This is a genomic window from Vibrio sp. Vb1026 (assembly GCF_033338745.1).
GTDB lineage: Bacteria > Pseudomonadota > Gammaproteobacteria > Enterobacterales > Vibrionaceae > Vibrio > Vibrio alginolyticus.
Genome location: NZ_JAWOTH010000003.1, coordinates 57,233 through 73,790 on the forward strand (window position 1 = coordinate 57,233; position 16,558 = coordinate 73,790).

13 protein-coding genes are annotated in these 16,558 nt (G+C 45.8%); 10 read left to right on the plus strand and 3 right to left on the minus strand.

Annotated elements, in window-relative coordinates; genetic code table 11:
* Window positions 1-101: 101 nt before the first annotated feature.
* Window positions 102-566, plus strand: a complete 465-nt coding sequence (gene sixA / locus R7E47_RS06810) for a phosphohistidine phosphatase SixA (RefSeq protein ID WP_213905662.1) — start codon at window positions 102-104, stop codon at window positions 564-566.
* A gap of 96 nt (window positions 567-662) precedes the next feature.
* Here sixA and smrB read toward each other — a convergent pair whose 3' ends face one another.
* Window positions 663-1,193 carry an endonuclease SmrB gene (gene smrB / locus R7E47_RS06815; RefSeq protein ID WP_005380539.1) on the minus strand — a complete coding sequence of 177 codons (531 nt, stop codon included), beginning with the start codon at window positions 1,191-1,193 and terminating at the stop codon, window positions 663-665.
* 62 nt (window positions 1,194-1,255) lie between these two features.
* Between smrB and prmB the strand changes: the two genes are divergently transcribed.
* Window positions 1,256-2,188 carry a 50S ribosomal protein L3 N(5)-glutamine methyltransferase gene (gene prmB, locus R7E47_RS06820; protein WP_005380541.1) on the plus strand — a complete coding sequence of 311 codons (933 nt, stop codon included), beginning with the start codon at window positions 1,256-1,258 and terminating at the stop codon, window positions 2,186-2,188.
* A 180-nt stretch (window positions 2,189-2,368) separates the two neighbouring features.
* Window positions 2,369-3,454: a chorismate synthase gene (gene aroC / locus R7E47_RS06825; protein WP_054576270.1), complete on the plus strand. Its 1,086-nt coding sequence runs from the start codon at window positions 2,369-2,371 to the stop codon at window positions 3,452-3,454.
* A gap of 223 nt (window positions 3,455-3,677) precedes the next feature.
* Here aroC and R7E47_RS06830 read toward each other — a convergent pair whose 3' ends face one another.
* Complete coding sequence (locus tag R7E47_RS06830) at window positions 3,678-4,301, minus strand: trimeric intracellular cation channel family protein (protein WP_005380544.1); 624 nt, start codon at window positions 4,299-4,301, stop codon at window positions 3,678-3,680.
* 332 nt (window positions 4,302-4,633) lie between these two features.
* On the opposite strand from R7E47_RS06830, the gene R7E47_RS06835 reads away from it, so the two are divergent.
* From R7E47_RS06835 to R7E47_RS06845, 3 genes are all read left to right on the plus strand, one after another.
* Complete coding sequence (locus R7E47_RS06835; protein WP_005380546.1) at window positions 4,634-5,164, plus strand: elongation factor P hydroxylase; 531 nt, start codon at window positions 4,634-4,636, stop codon at window positions 5,162-5,164.
* 25 nt (window positions 5,165-5,189) lie between these two features.
* Window positions 5,190-5,453, plus strand: coding sequence for a YfcL family protein (locus tag R7E47_RS06840; protein WP_005397926.1), 264 nt, complete (start codon window positions 5,190-5,192; stop codon window positions 5,451-5,453).
* 146 nt (window positions 5,454-5,599) lie between these two features.
* Complete coding sequence (locus tag R7E47_RS06845) at window positions 5,600-6,124, plus strand: NADPH-dependent FMN reductase (RefSeq protein ID WP_318083992.1); 525 nt, start codon at window positions 5,600-5,602, stop codon at window positions 6,122-6,124.
* Between the two features lie 76 nt (window positions 6,125-6,200).
* Here the strand turns inward: R7E47_RS06845 and mnmC are convergent, their stop codons facing one another.
* Entirely contained in the window at window positions 6,201-8,219 is a 2,019-nt protein-coding gene (gene mnmC / locus R7E47_RS06850) for a bifunctional tRNA (5-methylaminomethyl-2-thiouridine)(34)-methyltransferase MnmD/FAD-dependent 5-carboxymethylaminomethyl-2-thiouridine(34) oxidoreductase MnmC (RefSeq protein ID WP_318083993.1), read from the minus strand.
* A 128-nt stretch (window positions 8,220-8,347) separates the two neighbouring features.
* Between mnmC and fabB the strand changes: the two genes are divergently transcribed.
* From fabB to R7E47_RS06870, 4 genes are all read left to right on the plus strand, one after another.
* Window positions 8,348-9,559: a beta-ketoacyl-ACP synthase I gene (fabB, locus tag R7E47_RS06855; protein ID WP_005380557.1), complete on the plus strand. Its 1,212-nt coding sequence runs from the start codon at window positions 8,348-8,350 to the stop codon at window positions 9,557-9,559.
* A gap of 340 nt (window positions 9,560-9,899) precedes the next feature.
* Window positions 9,900-11,033: a 4-phosphoerythronate dehydrogenase gene (locus R7E47_RS06860; protein WP_005380560.1), complete on the plus strand. Its 1,134-nt coding sequence runs from the start codon at window positions 9,900-9,902 to the stop codon at window positions 11,031-11,033.
* The gene (locus R7E47_RS06865) at window positions 11,030-12,043 is read left to right on the plus strand and encodes an aspartate-semialdehyde dehydrogenase (protein ID WP_318083994.1); all 1,014 of its coding nucleotides are present in this window, start codon (window positions 11,030-11,032) and stop codon (window positions 12,041-12,043) included. Before R7E47_RS06860 ends, R7E47_RS06865 begins: the two co-directional genes overlap by 4 nt.
* Before the next feature lie 197 nt (window positions 12,044-12,240).
* Complete coding sequence (locus R7E47_RS06870; protein ID WP_318083995.1) at window positions 12,241-16,536, plus strand: FimV/HubP family polar landmark protein; 4,296 nt, start codon at window positions 12,241-12,243, stop codon at window positions 16,534-16,536.
* The last annotated feature ends 22 nt before the right edge of the window (window positions 16,537-16,558 follow it).

Here is a 16,558-nt window from a genome sequence, read left to right on the forward strand (position 1 = left end):
ATATCAGTATTTTTATTTCGTCATTGTTAAAGTTAGCCCCGTCTATCTAATAAAGATAGCAGTCAACCTTTTGGTAGCGTTAGCTATCCCTAGGAAATAACATGAAAATATTCATCATGCGTCACGGTGAAGCCGAGCATTTTGCAGATTCAGACGCAGCACGACAATTGACCCCAAGAGGCAGAGTCGAATCAGAAGCGGTTGCGAGAGCCTGTAAAGAACAGGGTTTTGCGCAATTCGATAAAGTGTTGGTGAGTCCGTACATTAGAGCTCAACAAACTTGGCAAGAGATCAGTACGTATTTCTCTGCAAAAAGCATTGAAACTTGTGAAGATATTACACCTTATGGCCAGTCCGAGCATGTCTTCGATTTCGCAAGTGCGTTAATCGAAGTCGAACAATTGGACTCGCTTTTGTTCGTATCGCATTTGCCTTTGGTCGGTTATCTGACTTCAGAGTTTGTAAAAGACATGACACCACCGATGTTTCCTACATCAGGGCTAGTGTGCATTGAATATGATTTACAAACACAAAATGGTGAAGTGCTATGGCATATTACGCCATAAGTGTCTAAACCAAAATAAGCGTTTGCAAATTAGAGACCGAATAAGAAAGGCAGGATATCCCTGCCTTTTCGTTTCATCGTGTCTACGGTAAGCCTATTACTTTTCAGGAATTGAAAGCAACACTAACAACGCACCATCACCACCAAATTCTAGAGGCGCTTGGTGAAAAGCCATAACGTCAGGATGCTGTGCTAACCAAAGTGGGGCTTTCTGTTTCAGGATGTGTTTCCCAATACCATGTTGCACACACGCACAATGAATCTCGTTTTTGATGCAATAGGCTATCATCGCACCAAGCTCGCGTTTTGCTTCTTGCTGTGTCATGCCGTGCATATCGAGGAACACGTCCGGTACATACACGCCACGACGTAGACGTTTGACTTCATAAGTGGAGACGTCGTCACGTGCATAACGAGTTGGACCTTCATCGTTTAATAGAGGGACAAACTCGTCTGAAAAGTAAAATTCAGAGTCACTCGCTTCACGGTTGGAGCGCTTGATTTCTTTTTGCTTAGTATTTTTTTTTGGTTGCTGGATTATGGTATCCTGTCGCAACTTTTTTACGCCCTGTACTGCTTCCTGAAACAAGGCGAAATCGTCATCGTTCTCGGTGTCTTTTTTGCTCATTAGGTAAACAATTTCATTAATAAACTTTATTGGCAGTATTGTAGCGCTTTTCGGAGGCAATTTTGGATAAGATTTTTGTAGAAGAAGCGGTATCGGAGCTGCATACCCTTCAAGATATGATTCGTTGGACGGTAAGCCGCTTTAATGCAGCGAACCTGTTTTACGGTCATGGTACTGATAATGCGTGGGATGAAGCAGTTCAGCTTATCCTGCCAACCTTATACTTGCCGATTGATGTGCCTCCGCACGTATTGAACTCTCGCCTAACGACAAGCGAGCGTCTGCGTATTGTTGAGCGCGTAGTAAAACGCATCAACGAGCGTACGCCAACAGCATACCTAACAAACAAAGCATGGTTCTGCGGTCTTGAGTTCTTCGTTGATGAGCGTGTACTTGTGCCACGCTCTCCTATCGGCGAATTGATTCAAGCGGAATTCCAACCTTGGTTGGTGGAAGAGCCTACGCGCATCATGGACCTATGTACGGGTTCTGGTTGTATCGCGATTGCTTGTGCGCACGCTTTCCCTGAAGCAGAAGTGGATGCGATCGACATCTCTACAGATGCTCTACAAGTGGCTGAGCAAAACGTGCAAGATCACGGTATGGAGCAGCAAGTGTTCCCAATTCGCTCTGATTTGTTCCGTGATCTTCCAAAAGAGAAATACAATCTAATCGTGTCTAACCCACCATATGTGGATGAAGAAGACATGAACAGCCTGCCAGATGAGTTCACGCATGAGCCTGAGCTTGGTTTAGCTGCGGGTACGGATGGTCTAAAACTTGTGCGTCGTATTCTAGCTAACGCGCCAGATTATCTAACAGATAACGGCATTCTTATTTGTGAAGTCGGAAACTCAATGATTCATATGATGGAACAGTACCCAGAGATTCCATTTACTTGGATTGAGTTCGAGAACGGCGGTCATGGCGTATTTATGCTAACGCGTGACCAGCTGGTTGAGTGTGCAGAAGAGTTTAAACTGTACAAAGACTAATAGAGTCTTGCACTAAACATCAAAACACCGAGCTTTATGCTCGGTGTTTTTTTTATGCATACCTCGCCGATATTAACTCTTTACATCAAAACGTAATAAAGCCACTATGAATCCACGAAGAATTGGAAAGCAGCTATGCTCTGTTTTGAGAGAGCGTGGCGATAAAAACTTGAGGAAGTAATGGCAGGAAACAGTATCGGACAACATTTCCGAGTGACGACATTCGGGGAAAGTCACGGTATCGCACTGGGATGTATCGTAGACGGATGTCCTCCGGGGTTGGAAATTACAGAAGCAGATCTACAAATCGATCTCGACCGCCGTCGTCCAGGCACATCACGTTACACCACACAACGTCGTGAACCGGATGAAGTTAAAATTCTTTCTGGCGTTTTTGAAGGCAAAACCACGGGCACATCGATCGGTTTGCTAATTGAAAACACCGATCAGCGCTCAAAAGACTACTCTGACATCAAAGATAAGTTCAGACCGGGTCATGCTGATTACACTTACCACCAAAAATATGGCATCCGCGATTATCGCGGTGGCGGCCGTTCTTCAGCTCGTGAAACCGCAATGCGTGTGGCTGCTGGTGCAATCGCGAAGAAATACTTAAAAGATGAGTTTGGTGTTGAGATTCGTGCTTACTTGTCACAAATGGGTGATGTATCTATCGACAAGGTAGATTGGAACGAAATCGAGAACAATGCATTCTTCTGCCCTGATGCTGACAAAGTAGAAGCATTTGACCAACTTATCCGTGACCTGAAAAAAGAAGGCGACTCTATTGGCGCAAAAATCCAGGTTGTGGCAACTAACGTGCCTGTTGGTCTTGGGGAACCCGTATTTGACCGTTTGGATGCAGACATCGCGCACGCACTAATGAGCATAAACGCGGTGAAAGGCGTGGAAATCGGAGACGGTTTCGAGGTGGTAAACCAAAAAGGCAGTCAACACCGTGATACGCTTGCTCCTGAAGGTTTTGGTAGTAATCATGCGGGTGGCATTCTTGGCGGTATCTCGACTGGTCAAGACATTGTCGCTAACATTGCGCTTAAGCCAACATCAAGTATCACTGTGCCGGGTGAGACCATCACAAAAGAAGGTGAACCAACTCAGTTGATCACCAAAGGTCGTCATGACCCATGTGTGGGTATTCGTGCTGTGCCTATCGCAGAAGCGATGCTGGCAATTGTGGTGATGGATCATTTACTACGCCACCGTGGTCAAAACCATGGCGTACAAACCGAGACTCCAAAGATTTAAGAGCTTTGTGTCATTCCAGCGAGCTATAGCGAGACTAGGAATCTAATTTCAGCACGATGAAAAGAGAAAGAAACATCTCTGACAACAGAGTGCTCGGATAATAGATCCTGAATCATGCTCCTTCGTCGCTGTTCAGGATGACTGAATATAAAATTATGCCACTCACTGAATCGCGGGTGGCACAATTTTATCAGGCAAACTTTTTTGTTTAAGTAGTTTTTGCTTAATGAATCGAGCCTTCGGTTTCCAAATGGAAAGAAGGCAGACGCCACTTAAAGCGCACTGCAGCCATACGCAGCATGTAACCAGTAACCAGTGTAATGATCGTGGCAGTGACATCGGGAACATTGAATTCTAATAGCGCTAAGTACATTCCTGATGCGATAAGAGCGACAGAAGCGTAAAGCTCTTCATGCAGTACCAATGGTGTTTGGCGACAGATTAAGTCACGAAGTAGCCCACCGAATACACCCGTTACTAACGCTGAAACCATACAAATACCAGGGTGCAAGCCCATGCCCATCGCAATTTTTGTTCCGATGATACTAAACACGATTAAACCTAATGCATCGAGGCGAATGAACAGACCTTTCAGCTTAATCACCCATTTCGCTAAACCTGTTGTTAGCACACCTGCAACACACGTAATTGCAAGGAACTCTGGGTTTTTTACCCAACCAAGAGGGTAGTGGCCTAATAGAATGTCACGTACGGTGCCACCACCAATGGCCGTTGCGCTGGCCACCAACATAACACCAAACCAGTCCATCTTTCTTCTACCAGCACTTAACGCACCTGTCATGGCTTCAGCCGTGATACCAATGATATACAACACACTTAGCAACATAGGGAAACACTCAACGTAAAAAGTCACTACGTTCTACGAGAATCAGCGTAGGCGAAGTAACAACACTTACAAACGGTTCTATCTCTCTTAAAAAGTGATTAAAACCAGCAACATGCTTGTAATCAAACGGCTTAAAAATAGCGGTTTGAACGGCATCAAAATAAGGCGAGAGTGTAGTGGTAAATAAGTACGCTGACGAATGAGAAATTGTATGGAGAAAGCGATGTTCAGATAAATTCAACTAATAACCAAAAATGTGGGGTTGCCTTTACCTCATAGCTAAAAACAGCGACAATATGCAGCGCATGTCAAACTGAAGTACAAACTCGACGATGACCCACGAATACCAAGACTTAATCACCATTTTTAATGACACCTTTTTAGAACAATTTAATACGAAATTAGAGTTAGGTGGTGATGAGCCTATTTATCTTCCTGCTGATGATGAACACCCTCATCATCGGATTATTTTTGCTCGGGGTTTTTACGCCTCTGCTTTACACGAGATTTCGCATTGGTGTGTGGCTGGTCCAGAGCGTCGTTTGCTGGAAGATTTTGGCTATTGGTATGAACCCGATGGGCGAACAGCAGAAGTTCAAGCGGAGTTTGAGAAAGTTGAAGTGCGACCTCAAGCTTATGAATGGATTCTGGCACAAAGCGCTGGCTTCCCTTTTACGGTGAGTTGTGACAATCTACACGGCGATTTTGAACCAGATAGGCTCGGCTTTATGAAAAAAGTGCATAAAGAAGTGCTAGGTATTTTGGACGTTGGCTTGCCTTTGCGAGTGAAAATGCTTTCTGATGCCCTGCGCGCATTTTATCAAACTAAGCCACTGGAAGCGTCGGACTTTTGCGTTAAATAACCACTAATAACCTCAGAGATACACCATGATTATTGAATTTGAAGAAAAACTACTGGAACTGATTGATGCTCGAATTGAAACAGCATCTGACGATGAATTGTTTGCTGGTGGTTATTTACGTGGTCACATCTCTTTATCCGCGGCGTCTTGTGAAGAAGAAGGGATTAGCGATATTACTGAGCTGAAGTCACGCATTGAGAGCAGCTTAGAAGATGCGCGTACCGAGTTAAGCCCGGCCGATCGCGCGATTGTCAGTGATTTGTGGCAAGAGCTCCAGGCTCAGGCTTAATCCCTAAGCAGCGTTCTCCCTTTATTTAATCCTAGTCATTTACTACTTCGAAAAATTCGAACCTCTCCATAAAATTTTTGTGGTTGTAGCGAAACTGTTCAACTTTTATTCTGATCAGCATAAAACGTGAACAAAGGATTACAACCATGAAAATTGTCGCATTTGGTGCATCTACCAGCTCTACCTCAATCAACAAACTACTTGCTACATACGCAGCAAATCAAGTCGAAGGCGCTCAAGTGAATGTTCTAGACTTAAACGATTATCAAGCGCCAATGTTTAGCGAGGACAAAGAGAAAGAAATAGGTCAAGCTGAAGGGGCTGTCGCGTTTTTACGTGACTTGGCGGAGGCTGACGCTCTCTTTGTTTCCTTCGCAGAGCACAACGGTTCGTACCCAGCGGCCTATAAAAACTTGTTCGATTGGGCGACGCGCATTGAGCGTAATGTATTTCAAAACAAACCTGTCGTTTATTTAGCAACTTCCCCAGGTCCCGGTGGTGCACAAAGTGTTCTTGCGGCGGCGACAGGTTCTGCACAATTTTTTGGCGCGGATGTAAAGGCATCGTTATCGGTGCCGAGCTTCTACGAAAATTTTGACGTGGAATCGGGTAAGGTTGTAAACCCAGAAGTGGCAGAGCAAGTGAAACAGGCAGTTGCACTGCTGAAGTAATCTCAGTACGAGCAACTTAGTGAGTTAGCGATTCCCGACACGTATCTGTGTCGGGAATTAAAACGAGAGAATACTCTTACAGCTCGGTAATGGCTTTGCCTTTTCTTAGTTTACGAACCCACATTCGACTTGGGTGAAGTTCGGTTAATACATCAACAGGTAATGGCAGCGGGTCCCCACAGATCTGGGAGGCCAACACTTCAGCTAATAGTGGTGCAGAGCTCAGTCCACGAGATCCTAAACCTAAGAAGCAGAATAGGTTAGGGTACTGATGAATGGTTTCTACCTCTTCTGCTTTTTGATTTTGTAAGTTGGCGTATTGCGTTTTGATCGTCTCAAAGTCACCCACATTTCCGACAAATGGTAAGTGATCTCGGCTAACACAACGAATACCTTGGCGAGATTGATTACCAGTGATATCTACCTCTTTTGCCCATGTTTGATTCGGTACACATTTCACTAGCTTTTCCGCATTATCTTTTTGGGCGTTTTCATCAAATTCGTAGTCAAGGTGACTGCGGTCGTAGCTTGCACCGATACACAAGTGTTGATTACTTGGGTTAACAGGTGTCATGTAACCGTCGTAACACAACACCGTTTTCAGCTGACTCAGCGTTTCGGTTGCTGGCGCATGACTGACTTGTCCTTTCACTTGTCCCATTGGTAGGGAAGCGGTTTGACTCAATGTCTGGAACTCATGGCCGTTCGCAATCACAACCGTTGAGTGCTCAAATGTTTGACCACTCGCCGTTAGTAGCCAGAGCTGACGCTTTTCATCCCAATCTAATGCCTCAACATGGTGTTCAAACTTCGTTGAGAGTAACGACGTCTGCTCCAATTGTTTAATTAACCCACGAGTTAACTCGGCAGGGCACAGCCACCCTCCCATTGGGTAGTGCACAGATGCCATATCAATAGGTAACCCGATAGTGTTCGCAGTCTCCTCGGCGGACAGCTTGTGAATGAGCTCTGGTGTGAAGTTACCCGCAAGTATTTTCTCCAGTTTGTCTGTGGATTTGTCATCCCACATCAACTGAGTCACGCCACACCAGTCATGATCAAAATCGATCTCTTGTGCTGCTTGTTCAACAAACTGACGTGCGAACAAAAATGCAGGAGCAAACACTCGTGAAACACCCGTGTGCGGGCCATTAAGCAGTGGATAAACGGCTCCTTGTCGATTGCCTGAAGCTCCTTTGGCTGGTTGTTTGTCTTTACAGTAAAGGGTGACGTTTTGGCCACGACGAACTAACGTTTTCGCTAACGCCGCGCTGGCTATACCACCACCAATGATGGCTATCGAATCAAGATTGCTAGATGCTGTGCGATTGAACCAAGGGAGATGGTTCGACTGCTTTTCACGTTGCTCCATAGAGCCGGCGATCATTTCTCGTTTAGTGCCGAAACCTTTCACCTTTTTCATTGTAAAGCCAGCTTCGTTCAAACCACGACGTACAAAGCCTGCTGCGGTAAACGTGGCAACTGTACAATCTTGCTTGGCTAGCTTTGCCATGTTGTTGAACAGGCCTTGGTTCCACATCTCTGGGTTTTTGCTTGGCGCGAATCCATCTAAGAACCAAGCATCAATCAAACCTTGTTCGTTGTATGGGACTTGCGGCATGCAGTCTTTAATGTCACCAAACCAAAGGTCGAGTGTGATTGCACCGTCTTCTAAAACAATGCGATGACACTCCGGCACAGCGGCAGGGTAGTGCTTTTGTAACTTTTCCGCGTACTCAGCTAGCTCAGGCCAAGCTTCATGCGCCTTCTTTAAATCGGCTTTGCTTAATGGGTATTTTTCAAAGCTAATAAAATGCAGCTCTTTCAATGTTGCGTCCGGATGCTGACGACGAAACTCACTAAACCACTGGCATACTGCTAAGAAGTTTAATCCCGTGCCAAATCCTGTTTCACCAATGACAAAACGTCTTTGGTCAAATTCCTGCCATCTTTCTGGGAGATGATTTTGTTTTAAGAAAACGTAGCGTGTCTCTTCAAGACCGTTTAAGTTAGAGAAGTAAACATCATCAAATTGGTCTGAAACCGGAGTACCAGCTTCGTTCCAACCAAGTTCTGCGTTTTTTATTGAAGTCATAATGGTGCAAATTTGTGATTTGGCGCGGTAAGAATGGGGCGATTGTACGAATTTATGGGAAAGCTGACCACTTTTGTTGACTATCTTAGTTATCATCTAGCGGATTTTTGAATTATAGGAATGTCATAATGAAACGAGTCGTAATCACCGGTATGGGTATTGTTTCAAGTATCGGTAACAACGTCGAAGAAGTTCTAGCGTCTCTTAAAGCGGGCAAATCTGGCATCACTGCATCTGAGCAGTTCAAAGAACACGGTCTTCGTTCGCAAGTATGGGGTGACCTAAAAATCAACCCGGCGGAACACATCGACCGTAAGCAGATGCGCTTTATGGGTGATGCGGCTGCTTATGCATACCTATCAATGGAGCAGGCAATCGCAGACGCTGGTCTTACAGAAGAGCAGGTTTCAAACGATCGTACCGGTATCGTTGCAGGTTCTGGCGGTGCTTCTGCATACAATCAAACGGTAGCGACAGACACGATGCGCGCCAAAGGCGTAAAGCGAGTTGGTCCTTACATGGTTCCTCGTACTATGTCTTCTACTGTTTCTGCTTGTCTTGCTACGCCATTTAAGATTCGTGGCGTGAACTACTCAATGAGCTCTGCATGTGCAACATCTGCACACTGTATCGGCCATGCTATGGAGCTTATTCAACTAGGCAAACAAGATATTGTTTTTGCTGGTGGCGGCGAAGAGCTAGATTGGTCTCAAACTATGATGTTTGATGCGATGGGCGCACTGTCAACCAAATACAATGACACGCCAGACAAAGCATCTCGTACATACGATGCAGACCGTGACGGTTTTGTTATCTCGGGCGGCGGCGGCATGCTGGTTATTGAAGAACTAGAGCACGCACTGGCACGTGGTGCGAAAATCTACGGTGAAATCGTAGGTTACGGTGCGACATCAGATGGCTACGACATGGTAGCGCCATCAGGTGAAGGCGCAATTCGTTGTATGAAGATGGCGATGCAAGACGTTGATGGTGTGGATTACATCAACACGCACGGCACATCGACACCAGTTGGTGACGTGAAAGAGCTTGGTGCTATCCAACAATTGTTTGGTGAGAACAGCCCTGCAATCTCTGCAACAAAAGCAATGACTGGCCACGCACTCGGCGCAGCGGGCGTGCACGAAGCAATTTACTCAACACTTATGCTAGACAAAAACTTCATTGCTCCAAGCATCAATATTTCAAACTTGGACGAAGCAGCACAAGGTCTGGACATCGTGACAGAAGCACGTGATGCAGAGCTAACGACCGTAATGTCAAACAGCTTTGGCTTTGGCGGCACAAACGCAACTTTGGTTATTAAAAAGTACCAAGGTTAACTGAATTTGTTGGCGCCTTGCGAGAGTACTGTAAACGCCAACAATCCAGTTTCCAGAGCTTGATCAGTCACACTGATCGAACAGACGCAGACTCTATCCCATGGAGAGCGGGATAGGATCCTTTTGTTCTGGAACTTTGCCCGGCTATTTAGCCGGGCTTTTTCTTTTCTCTGTTTCTGCTTTTCTCTAGGCTTCCCGTCAATCGATTCTATAGGAGTTACCTCCTTGAGGTTTATTGGTGTTATATCTTGAGATTTTTCGGGAAAAGGGCACAATCGCTTTAGTTTCGCATCTTGCGAATAAACGAACTCTTACAAATGGATGTTAGAACGCTGGCGCTATGAAAATTATTGTTGATGAAAATATGCCGTATGCTGAAGAACTATTCAGCCAACTCGGTAACGTAATTCTAAAACCAGGTCGTACACTGACCGCCGATGATTTAGTGGATGTTGATGCCCTAATGATTCGCTCAGTCACCAAAGTGAATGCTGACCTGATCAGCAAAGCAAACAAGCTGAAGTTTGTTGGTACGGCCACGGCAGGCATGGATCATGTTGACCAAGCACTCTTAAAAGAGAAAGGCATTTTCTTCACTGCGGCGCCAGGGTGTAACAAAGTGGGTGTGGCGGAATACGCGTTCAGCGTGATGATGGTGCTCGCTCAGCAACAAGGTTTCTCGGTATTTGACAAGACGGTAGGTATTATTGGTGCAGGCCAAGTAGGTAGCTACCTAGAGAAATGTTTGAAAGGCATGGGTATTAAAGTTCTCATCAATGACCCATTCAAACAAGAGGCTGGTGATCCTCGTAGCTTTACTCCGTTGACAGAACTGATTGAAAGCTCAGACATCATTACACTACATACGCCAATCACCAAAGATGGCCCATACCCAACGCATCATTTGATTGATGAGAAGGTATTAAATGGTCTCCGCAGCGATCAAATTTTGATTAACGCGGCTCGAGGTCCCATCGTTGACAACGCTGCTTTGAAGCAACGTCTTTTGAAAAACGATGGCTTTACAGCGGCACTTGACGTATTTGAATTTGAACCAGAGGTTGATATGGAGCTTCTGCCTCTGCTAGCATTCGCAACCCCTCACGTTGCAGGCTATGGTCTGGAAGGGAAAGCTCGCGGTACGACGATGATTTTCAACAGCTATTGTGAGTTCTTAAATAACGAATTACGTGCGCATGCCAGCGATTTACTGCCAACCGCGCCTGTTCCTACTATGGTATTGGACAGAGCTTGGGACGAAGCAACACTGCATAACATAACGCAGTTAATCTATGATGTGCGTAGAGATGACGCTCTTTTCCGCCGTGAAATCAGTAAGCCAGGCGCTTTTGACCTGATGCGTAAAAACTACTGGGATCGCCGTGAATACAGCGCTGTCACGCTAGTGGGTAACAAAACATGTAACCTTGCTCCATTAGCAGAACTAGGTTTTCAGATTGAGGTAAGTCAATGAGCCAGCAATATAATGTTGCCATTTTAGGTGCGACCGGTGCGGTCGGTGAAACAATTTTGGATGTGCTTCAAGAGCGCAAATTCCCAGTAGGCGAAATCTTCCTACTCGCGAGTGAGCGCAGCGAAGGCAAGACTTACCGCTTCAATGGTAAAACGGTACGCGTTCAAAACGTAGAAGAGTTCGATTGGTCTCAAGCGCATATCGCACTGTTTTCTGCTGGTGGTGAGCTATCAGCCAAGTGGGCTCCAATTGCCGCTGATGAAGGCGTGATTGTTATCGACAATACATCACACTTCCGTTACGAGTACGACATTCCTCTTGTTGTGCCAGAAGTAAACCCAGAAGCGATTGCAGAGTTTCGTAACCGTAACATCATTGCGAACCCGAACTGTTCAACCATCCAAATGTTGGTGGCACTAAAACCAATTCACGATGCGGTGGGCATTGAGCGTATTAACGTATCAACCTACCAATCGGTATCTGGTGCAGGCAAAGCGGGTATTGATGAGCTAGCAGGTCAAACGGCGAAGCTGCTAAACGGTCTGCCTGCAGACAAGAAGCAATTCTCTCAACAGATCGCGTTTAACTGTATTCCACAAATCGATCAGATGATGGAAAACGGCTACACCAAAGAAGAAATGAAAATGGTGTGGGAAACACAGAAGATCTTTAACGATCCATCAATCACAGTCAATCCAACGTGTGTACGTGTTCCTGTATTCTACGGTCACGCAGAAGCACTTCACATTGAGACTCGTTCACCTATCGATGCACAAGAAGTTGTTAACTTGCTTGAGCAAACAGACGGTATCGAAGTGTTCCACGGTGAAGACTTCCCTACACAAGTTCGCGATGCGGGCGGTAAAGACCGTGTAATGGTTGGCCGTATCCGTAACGATATCAGCCATCATAGCGGCGTAAACCTGTGGGTTGTTGCTGATAACGTGCGTAAAGGCGCGGCAACTAACGCGGTGCAAATCGCAGAAGTTCTGATCCGCGATTACTACTAAGTCGCTTACAGTTCATTTCAAAGCCTCGCACAGTGCGAGGCTTTTTTGTACGAACGAAACAAAATAGTGTGAGATTAGTACGAATATGGCGAGAGCCACACATTTTTTATTCTCAACGCTATAGTTTTGCATGCGATATCCGATATATTTAACCGATCACCATTTCAAATTGTATTTAGCACAAAACTGAGCCTTCTATGCGTCAAAATTATAAGCGTTTGTTAGCAGCCCTTGTGTTGATGAGCGCGACTCAGACATCATCAGTGGTTCAAGCCGAAGGAATTCGTCTTGTTGGACCGTCTGGTGAAGTGCAATCATCTCCGAGCTATGCTGAAGATATTGAGCGAGCATTACCTGCTCCTCCTGCGAATACTCAACCGTCACGTTTCTTTGGTCCGACTGGTGAAAATCAAACACTATGGTCGATCGCTTCAGAATTACGACCTTCACGCGGTGTTACCGTTCAACAAACGCTTCTTGCCATTTACCGAATTAACCCTCAAGCGTTTGAGAACCAAAACATTCATGAATTGATCCCAGGGAGTCGGCTACGAGTACCTTCTTTAGAGCAAGTGCAAAGCGCGACCACAGCGCAAGCTGTTGCGATTATGAAGGCGCATGAAGCTAAGTTAAAACAGCCGAAGCCGACAAATAGAGCGACGCCAGCACAACGAGTCACCGAGCAACCAAAGCCACAAATTAAAGTAGAACCCAAGTCTGCGACTAAGCCAGAGACAGTGGCAGCAACGGAGCCAAAACCAACTCCGAAAACAATACCGGTCATCCCTGCGCCACCAGTAACCACCTCTCCGCAGGGTGAAAAGCAGGTCAGTGCGCTAAAGGACAAACTTCAAGGCTCACAAAGTGAATTAGAGTCATTAGAAGAGAAGAACCATCGTCTTCGATTGATGCTGTCAGAAGTGCAAAGCGAAGTCGAAACTTTGAAAAGCGAGTTGAATGACGAAGAACGCATTCGCTCAGAAGTCGAGAAGCTGCTTGCTGAAGAGCGCCAACGCCTTGCTGAACAACAGCGCATGCAACCAAGCACCATGGACAAAATTTTGTCTAATGGTTGGCTCGTTGGTCTTGCGGCATTAATTCCTGGTGCTTTGATTGCGTTGCTAGTTGTTATGCTTCTTGGCCGACGCTCTAAAGCGAAAGAGGAAGAAGCGGCTGCGCAGGAACAGCAAAACGTTGATCCTCTTGCGGCGCCAATCGGTTTAGCGGCGGCGGATGAGCTGGATGAAGAGCTCACGCTTGATGATGAATTGTTTGCAGATGAAGATATCAACGCACAGTCTTTACAAGAAGAGAAGTCAGATTTAGAAGAAGACGTCTTTGCTAACCTCGACGATGAAGAACTTGATTTCAATCTGGAAGGGGACGATGACCCATTTGCAGATATTGGCGATGACGGTGACCTAGATGTTGGTCTGGATGAGTTTGAGTCATCGAACAATGGTATCCAAGTCAACGGCGAAGAAAAGGCGCTTGGTTTAGAAGAAATGGAGCGAGCCTTAGATGAGGTTGCTCCAGAACTAGAAGTGCTCGATGACGATGAGTCTGGCTTCGATCTTTCGGATGATGCGAATGAGAAATCAGACTCGCTTTCAGACGACGCATTTGCCGAGTTACTTGCAGCCGATGAGCCGTCAGAAGAGTTACCAAGTGACACTGTCGACCAGGATATGCTTGATGACTTGTTTGCTGAACTTGGCAACGATGACTTCGATTTAGATACTGATGAGCCTGAGTTAAAACAGCCCGTTTCGGATGATGACTTTAGTGTAGGAGAGGCATCTGACGACGATATCGATAAGCTATTGGCCCAGTATGAACAACCGGCTAGTGAATCGGAAGTTCGAGAAGCTGACGCCAATGAAGGTCCTGTTCTAGATGAAAACAGTACAGAGCTACTCGATGAACTCATTGATTTTGATGAAGATGACACAGACGAGTTTGATCCACTAAACGAGCTAGAAGCAATCTCTGGTTTTGAAGGTGATGACTCGATCGAAGAGTTAGACGCAGATAGCACAGACTTACTGGACGAACTCATTGATGATGTTACCTCTGAACTTGATGAAGAGACTGAAGCTGATTTAGATCCGTTTGATGATCTGATTCGAGAGGACGAGAGCCCAGAGCAGAATAAATCGGAAGAGGAAGAGTTACTGAAATCACTTGGTTTTGGTGAGCCAGACGCCGACGAAAAGCCATCTCCCGTAGTTGGGTCAGAACAAACTCATGAAGATCAGGACATTGAGTCTGGGTTGGACATCGACGCTTTATTAAGTGAAAGCCAGCCAGACACGCAACAAGCTGTAGAAGATCAACCATTAACCGAGCCAGAGGCTGCCTCAGAGCCATTTAGCAGCGATGAATTTCTTGGTGATTTAGAGGACCTCTCACCAGAGAATGATCCTTTAATGAGCGAGCTAGACGACCTATTTGAGTCAGACAGTGAAGAACTTCTGCCAACAGAACAAGAAAAAGCGGATTTTTCTGCTGAACTTGACGCTCTATTTGATAGTGAAGACGATTTACCGCAGCAAGTTGAAAAAACACAAACGGAGATAGAGGAAGCTTCATCACTACAACAAGAGGCTACCGATACTGATTCAACACAAGAACCATCCGTGGAGTCCGATGCTGAGGTACAGCCTCACGTTGAGCAAGAGGAAGACATTCCAGCCTTCACGCCGACACCAAATACAATAGAAAATGAATTCGGTGTTCCACAAGAAGAAGATTGGCTACTGGATGAGCCTGAATTGGAGCCGGAAACTGAGTCGACCAACGATTCAGAAGAAGAATTCAATTTTGATGAGCTAGATCTTCCAGAATTCAGCGAAGAAGATGCTCTAGCATCTATGGCTGGCGAACCTGCGTTAGAAACGTCCGAGTCCGTTGAGTCAGAACAAGTTGAAGCAGGCTTACCAACTAAATCAGAAGAAGAATTCAATTTTGACGAGCTGGATCTTCCTGAGTTTAGTGAAGAAGACGCATTGGCGTCTATGGCGGATGAGCCGGAGTTAGAAACGTCCGAGTCCGTTAAACCAGAGCAAGTCGAAGCTGATTTACCAACCGAGTCCGAAGAAGAGTTCAATTTTGATGAGCTGGATCTTCCTGAGTTTAGTGAAGAAGACGCATTGGCGTCTATGACGGATGAGCCGGAGTTAGAAACGTCCGAGTCCGTTGAACCAGAACAAGTTGAAGCCGACTTGCCAACTGAATCAGAAGATGAATTCAATTTTGATGAGCTAGATCTTCCTGAGTTTAGTGAAGAAGACGCATTGGCGTCTATGGCGGATGAGCCGGAGTTAGAAACGTCCGAGTCCGTTGAGCCAGAACAGGTTGAAGCCGACTTGCCAGCTGAATCAGAAGATGAATTCAATTTTGATGAGCTGGATCTTCCTGAGTTTAGTGAAGAAGACGCATTGGCGTCTATGGCTGGCGAACCTGCGTTAGAAACGTCCGAGTCCGTTGAGCCAGAACAGGTTGAAGCCGACTTGCCAGCTGAGTCCGAAGAAGAGTTCAATTTTGATGAGCTCGATTTGCCAGAGTTCAGCGAAGAAGATGCCTTGGCGTCGATGGAAGAAGAGCCAGAATTACCGAGCTCTGAGACTGCAGATATAGAACCAATCTCCGGTGAGGATGATGAGTTAAGTTTTGACGACGAAGATCTTCCAGAGTTCAATGAGGAAGATGTTCTCGCGTCAATGAACGAGGGTGCGTCAGAGAGCCCTAAGGTTGAAGCAGAGACATCGAGACCAGCTATTCAAGCCGATAACGATCATGATGCTTTGTTTGAAGTATTTGCGCAGCAAAACGGCTTTGATACTGACCCAGAAGTGCAGCCAACAGCGACAGAGGGTGAGCCGCTCAGTAATTTGGATGATGAATCATCAATGGCTAACCTTCTTGCGGAAGACGCAAACTCAGAAGTATTTGAAGGTAAACTAGACAGTGACACCATCGCAAGTGCAGGTATGGATTTTGAAACCATGCTTGATGTTGGAGATGATTGGGATGGCTTTAAACCCGCTGCTGATAACGTAAGTTCTACTGAAGAAGTGCCTGAGGACCAGCGTGATGTTTGGAATTCGAGTGATGCACTAAGTCAGCCAGAGATCGCGCAAGAAAACTGGGCAGAGCAAAGCGACTTGGATGACTTCGACCCGAAGAAAAATCAATTTATGACGATTGATGAATTGATGGCTCAGGTCGACAGAGAAGGTGGTGAGTTCGAAGAAGAAGACCTTAAGCTCGATGTCGGATTGAACGAGTTTCCAGATGTTATCGGCGAGATCGGCGATATTGACGTAGATAACAATGCTGAAGCGGCTGGGAAACTGGATTTGGCTAAAATCTATCTCGAGATGAACGATTCTCAAGGGGCGATTAAACTACTAGAAGAGGCGATTGTTTACGGTGAGGATGATATTCGCCGCGAAGCAAAAAGCCTGATTGACGCCATTAATGGCCGATAAACCGAAACAAAAGGGTAGCGTT